This is a genomic window from Candidatus Methylopumilus universalis, assembly GCF_006365315.1.
Lineage (GTDB): Bacteria > Pseudomonadota > Gammaproteobacteria > Burkholderiales > Methylophilaceae > Methylopumilus > Methylopumilus universalis.
On sequence record NZ_CP040968.1, the window covers coordinates 168110 to 181388 of the forward strand.

Annotated in this window: 7 protein-coding genes; all 7 read left to right on the forward strand. The window is 39.2% G+C overall.

Annotation, left to right across the window (positions count from 1 at the left end; all coding sequences use genetic code 11):
• Window positions 1-108 precede the first annotated feature (108 nt).
• Window positions 109-4278: a DNA-directed RNA polymerase subunit beta gene (gene rpoB / locus FIT79_RS00965; RefSeq protein WP_139875355.1), complete on the forward strand. Its 4170-nt coding sequence runs from the start codon at window positions 109-111 to the stop codon at window positions 4276-4278.
• A gap of 11 nt (window positions 4279-4289) precedes the next feature.
• A complete protein-coding gene (gene rpoC, locus FIT79_RS00970; RefSeq protein ID WP_139866859.1) occupies window positions 4290-8537 on the forward strand; it encodes a DNA-directed RNA polymerase subunit beta' in 4248 nt (1415 codons plus the stop codon).
• A 119-nt stretch (window positions 8538-8656) separates the two neighbouring features.
• Window positions 8657-9031, forward strand: a complete 375-nt coding sequence (rpsL, locus tag FIT79_RS00975) for a 30S ribosomal protein S12 (RefSeq protein ID WP_139866861.1) — start codon at window positions 8657-8659, stop codon at window positions 9029-9031.
• Between the two features lie 34 nt (window positions 9032-9065).
• Window positions 9066-9536 carry a 30S ribosomal protein S7 gene (rpsG, locus tag FIT79_RS00980; RefSeq protein ID WP_139866865.1) on the forward strand — a complete coding sequence of 157 codons (471 nt, stop codon included), beginning with the start codon at window positions 9066-9068 and terminating at the stop codon, window positions 9534-9536.
• A gap of 28 nt (window positions 9537-9564) precedes the next feature.
• Window positions 9565-11655 (forward strand): elongation factor G, encoded by a 2091-nt coding sequence (gene fusA, locus FIT79_RS00985; protein WP_139866867.1) that lies wholly within the window; start codon window positions 9565-9567, stop codon window positions 11653-11655.
• Window positions 11656-11680: 25 nt separating this feature from the next.
• Entirely contained in the window at window positions 11681-12871 is a 1191-nt protein-coding gene (gene tuf, locus FIT79_RS00990) for an elongation factor Tu (RefSeq protein ID WP_139875356.1), read from the forward strand.
• 52 nt (window positions 12872-12923) lie between these two features.
• Window positions 12924-13232, forward strand: coding sequence for a 30S ribosomal protein S10 (gene rpsJ / locus FIT79_RS00995; RefSeq protein ID WP_046486954.1), 309 nt, complete (start codon window positions 12924-12926; stop codon window positions 13230-13232).
• The last annotated feature ends 47 nt before the right edge of the window (window positions 13233-13279 follow it).

Here is a 13279-nt window from a genome sequence, read left to right on the forward strand (position 1 = left end):
CTTTTTTGTTTTAAATAATTTTTAGATTAAAACTTATAAAAATTCATAAAACAATATTCTTCAATCTGAAAAGTTTATTGTTTTATGAAAATTACACCAGGAGACGCAATGAGCTATTCCTTTACTGAAAAAAAACGTATTAGAAAAAGTTTTGCTAAAAGAGAGCGTGTGCAAGATATACCATACTTGCTCACCATGCAGCTTGAGTCTTATGCAGCTTTTTTACAAAAGAATACGCATGCCGAACAGAGACTTAGCGAAGGCCTCCAGTCAACATTCAATTCAGTATTTCCTATCACAAGTCATTCCGGTAATGCCCGACTTGATTTTGTAACTTACAATTTAGGCGAGGAAGCATTTGATGTTAAAGAATGTCAACAACGCGGCTTAACATATGGTGTTCCATTAAGAGTCAAAGTTCGTTTAACTCTTATGGATAAAGAAGCATCAAAACCAACAGTTAAAGAAATTAAAGAGCAAGAAGTGTACATGGGTGAAATTCCACTTATGACAGATAATGGCTCGTTCGTTATTAATGGTACCGAGAGAGTTATCGTATCTCAGCTTCATAGAAGTCCTGGCGTATTTTTTGAGCATGACCGAGGCAAAACGCACAGCTCTGGAAAGTTATTATTTTCAGCAAGAATTATTCCTTATCGTGGCTCTTGGTTAGATTTCGAATTTGATCCTAAGGATTATTTGTATTTCCGTGTGGATCGTCGCAGAAAAATGCCAGTCACAATTTTGTTAAAAGCATTAGGTTATTCACCAGAACAAATTCTAGAAACATACTACGATTTTGATTCATTCCATGTGACTGCTAAATCAATTGATTTTGAATTAGTTCCTGATCGTCTAAGAGGTGAGATTGCTAAGTTTGATATCGCTGACAAAAGAGGAAATGTGATTGTACAAAAAGACAAGCGCATTACTGTTAAACATATTCGCGAAATGGAAAAAGCAGGCGTAAACAAAATTACGGTAGATAAAGATTTCATTTTGGGCCGCAAACTTTCAAAAGCAATTGTAGATAAAAATACAGGCGAAGTTATTGCTAGCGCAAATGACGAAATCACAGAGTCAGTATTGGATAAATTTATTGAAGTGGGTGTAGGACAAATTCATACACTCTATTCAAATGATTTAGATCATGGCGATTACATTTCTCAAACACTTACTTCTGATGAAGTTCCTGATCAATACAGTGCAAAAGTAGCTATTTATCGAATGATGAGACCTGGCGAGCCACCAACTGAAGATGCAGTTGAGGCTTTATTTAAAGGATTATTTTTTAATGAAGACCGATATGATTTATCTAATGTAGGTCGCATGAAATTTAATCGAAGAGCACATCCAAAAGCATATGAACAACATGCAAATTGGTTGCAAAGATTTTACAAACGCGTAGGCCCTCAAGGTGAAACTGGTGCAAATATTTTATCGAACGATGATATCTTAGCTGTGATTGGTGTTCTGATTGAATTACGAAATGGTCGAGGTGAAATAGATGATATTGACCATCTTGGTAATCGAAGAATTCGTTCTGTTGGTGAGCTTGTTGAAAATCAATTTAGAACTGGTCTTGTTCGAGTGGAGCGCGCAGTTAAAGAAAGATTAAGCCAAGCTGAGGCAGACAATTTAATGCCACATGACTTAATCAATTCAAAACCTATCTCAAGTGCGATTAGAGAATTCTTTGGTTCCTCACAACTATCTCAATTTATGGATCAAACCAATCCATTATCTGAGATTACGCACAAGCGAAGAGTTTCAGCCCTTGGCCCTGGTGGCTTAACAAGAGAGCGTGCTGGCTTCGAGGTACGTGACGTTCATTCGACGCATTATGGCCGCGTATGTCCAATTGAAACTCCAGAAGGACCAAACATTGGCCTCATTAATTCACTTGCACTTTATGCAAGAACGAATCAATACGGCTTCTTAGAAACACCTTATAGACGAGTTGAAAATGGCAAAGTCACTGCAAAGATAGATTATCTTTCTGCGATTGAAGAAAGTGAATTTGTTATAGCCCAGGCAAATACTGAGCTTGATAATAAAGGACACTTTCAAGACGATTTAATTTCATGTCGTCATCGTAACGAATTTACGATGTCCTCAGTAGATCCTATTCAATATATGGACGTAGCTCCTGGCCAAATCGTTTCTGTGGCAGCCGCATTAATTCCATTTCTAGAACACGACGATGCAAATCGTGCGCTTATGGGTGCAAACATGCAGCGTCAAGCTGTGCCATGCTTGAGAGCAGAGAAAGCAGTTGTAGGGACAGGTATTGAAAGAACAGTAGCAACTGATTCTGGCACAACAGTTCAAGCTAAGCGCGGAGGTGTTGTTGATTATGTCGATTCAAGACGTGTTGTGATTCGCGTGAACGACGATGAGGCTGCTGACGGAGAAGTTGGCGTTGATATTTATAATCTAACTAAATACACAAGATCTAATCAAAATACCAATATCAATCAAAGACCGCTTGTAAGAATTGGCAATAAAATTGCAAGAGGTGATGTGATTGCTGACGGCGCATCAACAGATGTGGGCGAATTAGCACTTGGTCAAAATATGCTTGTTGGATTTATGCCTTGGAATGGTTACAACTTCGAGGATTCGATTTTAATTTCAGAGCGTGTAGTAGCTGAAGATCGATATACATCGATTCATATCGAAGAATTATCTGTTGTATCTAGAGATACAAAATTAGGCCCGGAAGAAATTACACGTGACATTTCAAATCTTTCAGAAAGAATGCTTGGAAGACTGGATGAGTCAGGCATTATTTATATTGGCGCTGAAGTTGAATCAGGCGATGTGCTTGTAGGTAAAGTTACACCAAAAGGCGAGACACAACTTACACCTGAAGAAAAACTCTTAAGAGCAATTTTTGGTGAAAAGGCTTCTGATGTAAAAGATACAAGTTTAAGAGTGCCGTCAGGCATGTCTGGAACAATTATTGATGTTCAAGTATTTACTAGAGAGGGCATTGATAGAGATTCAAGAGCTGAACAAATTATTGATGACCAATTAAAACACTTCAAACAAGATCTAGCTGATCAATTAAGAATCGTTGAAGATGATACTTTTGGAAGAATCGAAAGATTACTTACAAACAAAGTCGCAACTGGCGGCCCAAAAGGGTTGAAAAAAGGCGAAAAAATCTCTAAAGATTTTCTAGCTTCAATTAATAGATACGATTGGTTTGATATTCGCCTAGGTAACGACGATGCTTCAAAACAATTAGAAAGTTTGAAAGATAATTTAGCAACTGCTAAAGAACAATTCGACAAACGTTTTGAAGAGAAAAAACGAAAATTAACACAAGGCGATGAGCTCCCTCCGGGCGTTCAAAAAATGGTTAAGGTTTACTTGGCCGTGAAACGCAGAATTCAGTCGGGCGATAAAATGGCTGGACGTCACGGTAACAAAGGTGTTGTTTCAAAAATTGCTCCTGTAGAAGATATGCCACACATGGCTGATGGCACACCTTTGGATATTGTATTAAATCCATTGGGCGTTCCTTCTCGAATGAATATTGGCCAAATTTTAGAAACTCATCTTGGATGGGCAGCTAAAGGCCTAGGTCTTCGTATCGGAGAAATGCTAAAAGAAGAAGTAAAAATTACTGAAGTTCGTAAATTTTTAGATCAAATTTACAACGATGCTTCAGGTAAAAAAGAAGATATTAAGTCATTAAACGATGATGAAGTTGTAGAGCTTGCTGAGCATTTGAAAAATGGCGTTCCATTTGCCACATCAGTGTTCGATGGCGCATCTGAGTCGGACATTCAATATATGTTAGATCTTGCTTACCCAGATAACGATCCAAAAACAAAACTGTTGCAATTCTCAGCAAACAAAACGCAAGTTAAATTATTTGATGGCCGCACAGGTGAGGCGTTTGAAAGACCGGTCACAGTAGGTTACATGCACGTACTTAAATTACATCATTTGGTTGATGACAAAATGCATGCACGTTCAACAGGACCTTATTCTCTAGTAACGCAACAGCCACTTGGCGGTAAAGCGCAATTTGGCGGACAACGTTTTGGTGAGATGGAAGTTTGGGCGCTAGAAGCATACGGCGCTGCTTATACCTTACAAGAAATGTTGACTGTTAAATCAGACGATGTTGCTGGTAGAACTAAAGTATACGAAAACATAGTGAAGGGTGAGCATAAGATTGATGCAGGCATGCCTGAATCATTCAACGTGTTGGTTAAAGAAATTCGTTCACTAGCTATTGATATTGACCTCGATAGAAACTAAGGAGATCACAGATGAAAGCTTTATTAGACCTATTTAAACAGGTTACACAAGAAGAAGAGTTTGATGCAATTAAGATTGCATTAGCATCTCCAGAAAAAATTCGTTCATGGTCTTATGGTGAAGTTAAAAAGCCAGAAACGATCAATTACAGAACATTTAAACCTGAAAGAGATGGTTTATTTTGCGCAAAAATATTTGGACCTATTAAAGATTACGAATGTCTTTGCGGTAAATATAAACGACTTAAACACCGAGGTGTCATTTGTGAAAAATGTGGTGTTGAAGTTACCTTATCAAAAGTGCGTCGTGAGCGCATGGGTCATATTGATTTAGCAAGTCCAGTTGCACATATTTGGTTCTTAAAGAGCTTGCCAAGTCGTTTAGGTATGGTGCTTGATATTGCTTTGAGAGATATTGAACGCGTTCTTTATTTTGAAGCATTTATTGTTGTTGATCCTGGCATGACTCCTTTAACAAGAGGACAACTTCTTACCGAAGATGACTATCTTGCAAAAATAGAAGAGTTTGGCGATGAATTTACCGCAGTGATGGGCGCTGAAGCAATTAAAGAATTGCTTAAGTCACTCGATATTAATAGTGAAATTGAAAAATTAAGAACTGAATTAGCTGAGACAGGTTCAGAAGCAAAAATTAAAAAAATTGCTAAGCGTTTAAAAGTGCTTGAAGCATTCCAGAAGTCAGGCATTAAACCTGAATGGATGATTCTAGAAATTCTTCCTGTGCTCCCTCCTGAGTTAAGACCTTTAGTACCTCTTGATGGCGGAAGATTTGCTACATCAGACTTGAATGATTTGTATCGCCGAGTGATTAACAGAAATAATCGTTTAAGAAGATTATTAGATCTTAAGGCGCCAGAAATTATTGTTAGAAATGAAAAGCGTATGTTACAAGAAGCAGTTGATTCACTTCTTGATAATGGAAGACGTGGCAAGGTTATGACAGGTGCTAACAAGAGACCATTGAAATCTCTTGCCGATATGATTAAAGGTAAGGGTGGCCGATTTAGACAAAATCTTTTAGGTAAGCGTGTTGATTATTCAGGACGTTCAGTGATTGTTGTTGGACCACAATTAAAACTTCACCAATGTGGTTTGCCGAAGAAAATGGCACTTGAGTTATTTAAACCATTTATTTTTCATAAATTAGAAGTGCTTGGCCTTTCTACAACTATTAAAGCTGCAAAGAAAAAAGTAGAAGAAGAAGGACCGGAAGTATGGGATATTTTAGAGGACGTAATTAGAGAGCATCCTGTTCTATTAAACAGAGCCCCAACATTACATCGTTTAGGTATTCAAGCATTTGAGCCTATATTAATTGAAGGCAAAGCAATTCAATTGCATCCCTTAGTTTGTGCTGCATTTAACGCCGACTTCGACGGTGACCAAATGGCAGTGCATGTGCCTTTATCTCTTGAGGCTCAAATGGAAGCAAGAACTTTAATGCTTGCATCTAATAACGTTTTATCTCCAGCCAATGGCGAACCAATTATTGTTCCATCACAAGATATCGTGCTTGGTCTTTATTACATGACGAGAGACAAAATCGCTGCACGCGGTGAAGGTATGAAATTTAGTGATGTAGCAGAAGTTCATCGTGCTTTTGATAGTGGGCTGGTTGATCTTCATGCGCGCGTCACAGTTCGCATTAAAGAAACTGAATTAGGTCTAGACGGCACAACAACTGACAAAATAAATCGATATGAGACTACGGTTGGAAGAGCAATACTTTCTGAAATTCTTCCAGCAGGACTTTCTTTTGATTTAATTAATAAAGCATTAAAGAAAAAAGAAATTTCAAAATTAATTAATGCAGGTTTTAGACGTGTCGGCATCAGAGAGACAGTAATTCTCGCAGACAAACTAATGTACATGGGTTATACCTATGCCACAAAAGCAGGTATCTCAATCAGCATTCATGACATGCTTGTTCCTCCAGAAAAAGAGCAGCTCATTGAAGCTGCTGAAGCTGAAGTTAAGGAAATTGAAAATCAATACATCTCAGGCTTGGTTACCCAAGGTGAAAGATATAACAAAGTAGTTGATATATGGGGCCGTGCAGGTGACAAAGTTGCTGACGCAATGATGAAGCGTCTTAAGGAAGAGCCTGTTAAAAATGATGCTGGTGAAAATGTAAAAGGCAAAGATGGTAAAGATCTTTATCAAGAATCATTCAATGCAATTTATATGATGGCTGATTCGGGCGCTCGAGGATCTGCAGCTCAAGTAAGACAGCTTGCAGGTATGCGAGGTTTGATGGCAAGGCCTGATGGCTCAATTATTGAGACACCAATTACTGCTAATTTCCGAGATGGCTTAAATGTTCTTCAATATTTTATTTCGACGCACGGTGCACGAAAAGGTCTTGCAGATACAGCATTGAAAACAGCTAACTCAGGTTATTTAACTAGACGTTTAGTTGATGTAACTCAAGATCTTGTTGTAACACAGCACGATTGCGGCACAGAAGACGGTTTAGTTACGAAAGCGCTTATCAAAGGTGGTGAAGTTGTTGAGCCATTAAGCGATCGTATTTTGGGTCGTGTAAATGCCCTCGATATTTACCATCCAGAAACTCAAGAAGTGATTTATTCAAAAGGTACGCTCCTTGAAGAAGATCATGTTGAGAAAATTGATGCACTTGGTATTGATGAAGTGAAAGTGAGAACTGCACTTACATGCGAAACAAGACATGGTATTTGTTCTCAATGTTATGGTCGTGATTTAGGTCGCGGTAAATTGATTAGTCAAGGTGAGTCTATCGGTGTTATTGCAGCGCAATCTATCGGTGAACCTGGCACACAATTAACAATGAGAACCTTCCATATTGGTGGCGCAGTTTCTAGAGCAGCATCAGTAAGCCAAGTTGAAAGTAAATCAAATGGCGTAATTCAATTTACATCCACAATGCGTTACGTTACCAATGCTCGAAATGAGCAGGTTGTTATTTCACGTAATGGTGAGTTGATTATTCAAGATGAAAGTGGTCGCGAAAGAGAACGTCATAAAGTTCCTTATGGTGCAAACCTAGTTGTACAAGATGGCAAACCTATTAAAGCAGGTGGCGTTCTTGCAACATGGGATCCTCATACACGCCCAATTATTTCTGAGTATGCTGGACAGGTTAAATTTGAAAACGTTGAAGAAGGTATTACAGTTGCAAAACAAATTGATGATGTCACAGGCTTATCATCATTAGTTGTGATTGATCCTAAGCAACGTGCAGGTCAGTCAAAAGGCTTAAGACCGCAAATCAAAATCTTAGACACATCTGGCAATGAAGTTAAATTAGCGGGTAGCGATATATCTGTTAACGTAACTTTCCAGCTCGGTTACATCATTACTGTAAAAGATTCTCAAGAAGTAAAAGTGGGCGATGTGATTGCTCGTATTCCACAAGAATCTTCTAAGACGCGAGATATCACCGGTGGTCTTCCAAGAGTTGCTGAATTATTTGAAGCAAGATCTCCAAAAGACGCAGGTATGTTAGCTGAAAGTACAGGTACAGTTTCATTTGGTAAAGACACCAAAGGTAAACAAAGACTTGTGATTACAGATCTTGAAGGTGTTTCAAAAGAGTTTTTAATTCCTAAAGACAAACATGTGACAGCGCATGATGGTCAAGTTGTCACTAAAGGTGAAACTATTGTGGACGGACCAGCGGATCCGCAAGATATTCTTCGCCTTCAAGGTAGGGAAGCTTTAGCAAGATATATTATCGATGAAGTTCAAGATGTTTATAGATTGCAAGGTGTAAAAATTAATGACAAACACATTGAAGTTATTGTTAGACAAATGTTAAGACGTGTTCGTGTCACTGATGCAGGAGACACTTCATTTATTCAAGGTGAACAAGTCGAAAGAGCTGAATTGTTAACTGAAAATGAATCGATAATGTCACAAGACAAAAAACCTGCTGAGTATGAATATGTGCTTTTAGGTATTACTAAAGCATCGTTATCTACAGACTCATTTATTTCAGCGGCTTCGTTCCAAGAAACAACTCGTGTTCTCACTGAAGCAGCAATTTTAGGCAAGCGTGATGAATTAAGAGGACTTAAAGAGAATGTAATCGTTGGTCGTTTAATCCCTGCAGGTACAGGTTTGGCTTATCATGAATCAAGAAAAGCTGCAGCTGCTGGGGAAAGTATGGACCCTGTTGAGGTACCTCTCGATCAGATCGATACTCCAATGGAAGTGGCACAGGAAACTAGCCCTGAAATTGAAGCGCCGACTGAATGATAGGTTGACATTATGCAGGAACCAAAATACAATTTGCGGCTTTTTGGGATCTTCGCGTTTAGCGGGGACTCTAATAAAGTCATCATCAATAGTAATTTAGAAATTTAAGGATTTAGGCGATGCCAACAATTAATCAGTTAATTCGTAAACCACGAAAAAAAGTTGAAAGTAAGAGCAAGGTTCCAGCTCTTGAAGCTTCACCTCAAAAAAGAGGTGTGTGTACGCGTGTTTACACAACAACTCCAAAAAAACCAAACTCCGCTTTGCGTAAAGTGGCTAAAGTTCGTTTGACGAATGGTTACGAAGTGATTAGTTATATCGGTGGAGAAGGCCATAATTTACAAGAACACTCTGTTGTTCTATTAAGAGGCGGCCGTGTAAAAGACTTACCAGGCGTTCGTTACCATATGGTTCGAGGAAGTCTGGATACAGCCGGTGTTAAAGATCGTAAACAGTCTCGATCTAAATACGGCGCTAAGCGACCTAAAGAATAAGTTTTTTAGAATACTAAATTAAGGTAAACATATTATGCCAAGACGTAGAGAAGTTCCCAAAAGAATCATCCTTCAAGATCCAAAATTCGGAAGCCAAGAAGTTTCTAAATTTGTGAATGTATTAATGACGAGCGGAAAAAAATCCGTTGCCGAAAGATTAATTTACGGCGCATTCGATCAAATTAAAACGAAAAGCGGAAAAGACCCTATTGAAGTATTCTCTCTCGCATTAACAAATTTAAGACCAGTTGTTGAAGTAAAAAGTCGGCGTGTAGGTGGTGCTAACTATCAAGTACCTGTCGAAGTAAGACCTTCAAGACGTGTGGCTCTAGCTATGAGATGGCTAAGAGATGCAGCACGTAAAAGAGGTGAAAAATCAATGGATTTACGTTTAGCAGCAGAAATTGTAGAAGCTTCTGAAAATAAAGGCGCCGCAATGAAAAAACGTGAAGAAGTTCACAGAATGGCAGAAGCTAATAAAGCGTTCTCACATTTCCGTTTCTAAACTTAATTAATTAAAAGGTAATTCTAAAGTGGCTCGCATAACCCCCATTAATCGATACAGAAATATAGGAATTAGTGCTCATATTGATGCAGGTAAAACTACAACAACTGAGCGTATTCTTTTTTACACTGGGGTGAACCATAAGATTGGTGAAGTGCACGATGGTGCCGCAACCATGGACTGGATGGAGCAAGAGCAAGAGCGAGGCATTACGATTACTTCAGCAGCAACAACTTGCTTCTGGAAGGGTATGGCAGGTCAATTTGACCAGCATCGAATTAATATTATTGATACCCCAGGACACGTAGACTTCACTATTGAAGTGGAGCGATCAATGCGAGTTCTTGATGGTGCTTGTATGGTTTATTGTGCAGTAGGTGGTGTTCAGCCTCAATCAGAAACTGTATGGCGTCAAGCAAACAAATATAAAGTTCCACGTTTAGCTTTTGTAAATAAAATGGACAGAGCCGGCGCAAACTTTTTTAAAGTTTACGATCAAATGCGCTTACGTTTAAAAGCAAATCCAATTGCACTTCAGGTCCCTATTGGCGCTGAAGAAAAATTTGAAGGTGTGATTGATCTTATTAAAATGAAAGCTGTTTATTGGGATGAATCATCTCAAGGTATGAAATTTGATTATCGCGATATTCCTGCAGACTTAGTTGATACATGTAAAGAATGGCGCGAAAAAATGCTCGAAGCCGCCGCAGAAGCCAATGAAGAATTAATGAATAAATATTTGGAAACTGGTGATTTAAGCGAAGAAGATATTAAAAAAGGATTGCGCATTAGAACGATTAATTTTGAAATTGTGCCTATGTTATGTGGATCAGCCTTTAAAAATAAGGGTGTGCAAGCTATGTTGGACGCAGTGATTGAGTATTTGCCTGCCCCTACTGATGTTGCAGCGCTCGTATGTGAAGATGCCAAGGGCCAACCCACAACTCGCAAAGCCTCTGATGATGAACCTTTCTCAGCGTTAGCATTTAAAATCATGACAGACCCTTTTGTAGGTCAGCTTATTTTCTTCCGCGTATATTCAGGCGTTATTAAATCAGGCGATACCATTTATAACCCAATTAAAGGCCGTAAAGAACGTATTGGCCGTATTCTTCAAATGCACGCAAATCAGCGTGAAGAATTGAAAGAAGTTCGTGCTGGCGACATTGCGGCAGCCGTCGGACTTAAAGAAGCAACAACAGGCGACACTTTATGTGATATTAACAATGAAGTTGTTCTTGAAAGAATGATTTTCCCTGAGCCTGTTATTCACGTTGCAGTTGAACCTAAAACAAAAGCCGATCAAGAGAAAATGGGTATAGCTTTAAATAGACTTGCTCAAGAAGATCCTTCATTTAGAGTGAAGACAGATGAAGAAACAAATCAAACAATTATTTCCGGCATGGGCGAGCTCCATTTAGAAATTCTTGTAGATCGAATGAGAAGAGAATTTGGTGTTGAAGCTAATGTAGGTGCACCGCAAGTGGCTTACAGAGAGGCTATCAAGAAATCAGTTGAAATTGAAGGTAAATTTGTAAAACAATCTGGTGGTAAGGGTCAGTATGGTCATGTATGGCTGAAAATGGAGCCAAATGAACCGGGTAAAGGTTTTGAATTTATTGATGCAATTAAAGGTGGATCAGTGCCTCGTGAGTTCATTCCTGCGGTTGAAAAAGGATTACGCGAAACACTTCCTGCAGGTGTAGTTGCTGGTTATCCAGTTGTAGATGTCAAAGTTACTTTATTTGATGGTTCATACCATGATGTTGACTCAAATGAAAATGCATTTAAAATGGCAGCTTCGATGGCATTTAAAGACGGAATGCGCAAAGCGGACCCTATCCTTCTTGAGCCTATGATGGCAGTTGAGGTAGAAACACCTGAGGATTATTTTGGTGATTTGATGGGCGACCTTTCATCTAGACGTGGCATGATTCAAGGTATGGAAGATAATGCATCTGGCAAAGTTGTTCGCGCTGAAGTTCCTTTAGCAGAGATGTTTGGATATTCAACAACCATGCGTTCCCTATCTCAAGGTAGAGCGACATATTCGATGGAATTTAAGCATTACACAGAAGCACCAAGAAACGTAGCAGAAGCAGTTGTTAACAAAAAATAAGTTAAAAATTTAAGGATATAACATTATGGCAAAAGGCAAATTTGAACGTACCAAACCCCATGTGAACGTTGGCACAATTGGTCACGTTGACCATGGTAAGACAACACTTACAGCGGCAATCACAACGATTCTTGCTAAGAAATTTGGCGGAGAAGCTAAGGCTTACGATCAAATTGATGCGGCGCCAGAAGAAAAAGCACGTGGTATTACAATTAATACAGCCCACGTAGAATACGAAACAGCGAATCGCCATTATGCGCACGTTGACTGCCCAGGCCATGCTGACTATGTTAAAAATATGATTACAGGTGCAGCGCAGATGGACGGCGCAATCCTTGTATGTTCAGCAGCTGACGGCCCAATGCCTCAAACTCGTGAACATATCCTTTTAGCTCGCCAAGTAGGCGTGCCTTACATTGTGGTCTTCTTAAATAAAGCAGACATGGTGGATGACAAAGAATTATTAGAGCTCGTTGAAATGGAAGTACGTGACCTTTTAACGAAATATGACTTCCCAGGCGACAAAACGCCAATCGTGATAGGTTCTGCAAAATTAGCACTCGAAGGTGACCAATCTGAAATTGGTGAGCCATCAATCTTTAAATTAGCTGAAGCACTTGATTCTTATATACCAATGCCAGAACGTGCAATCGACGGTGCATTCTTAATGCCAGTTGAAGATGTGTTCTCAATCTCAGGTCGCGGTACTGTAGTAACGGGTCGTGTTGGGCGCGGTATTGTTAAAGTGGGCGATGAAATTGAAATCGTAGGTATCAAACCTACACTTAAAACAACATGTACAGGCGTTGAAATGTTCCGTAAGTTACTTGACCAAGGTCAAGCAGGCGACAACGTAGGTGTGTTGTTACGTGGTACAAAACGTGAAGAAGTTGAACGTGGTCAAGTATTAGCTAAAGCAGGTTCAATCACACCACATACAAAATTCGCTGCAGAGATCTATGTGCTTGGTAAAGATGAAGGTGGTCGTCATACACCATTCTTCAATGGTTACCGCCCACAGTTCTACTTCAGAACAACAGACGTAACAGGCGCTGTTGATTTACCAGCAGGCACAGAAATGGTGATGCCAGGTGACAACGTGTCAATCACAGTAACACTCATTGCACCAATCGCGATGGAAGAAGGTTTACGTTTTGCGATTCGTGAAGGTGGCCGCACAGTAGGCGCTGGTGTTGTTGCTAAGGTGATTGAATAGTTTTTTAAAATTAATACCGTAAGGTATTCGCTCTTTGGAAAGGTAGTAAAAAATGCAAAGTCAGAAAATTCGTATACGTTTGAAGGCATTTGATTATCGTTTAATCGATCAATCAGCCCAAGAGATCGTTGAAACAGCAAAAAGGACAGGAGCTGTTGTTAAGGGACCTGTTCCGCTTCCTACTCGAATCGAAAGATTTGATATTTTAAGATCGCCACACGTCAATAAAACGTCGCGAGATCAATTTGAAATAAGAACTCATCAGAGATTGATGGATATCATAGATCCTACAGATAAAACAGTAGATGCTTTAATGAAACTGGATTTGGCTGCTGGAGTTGATGTAGAAATTAAGTTGTAAAATTTTAAAGCGTTAGGTATAATTTCGCGCTCTTTGTAGAAATCGGT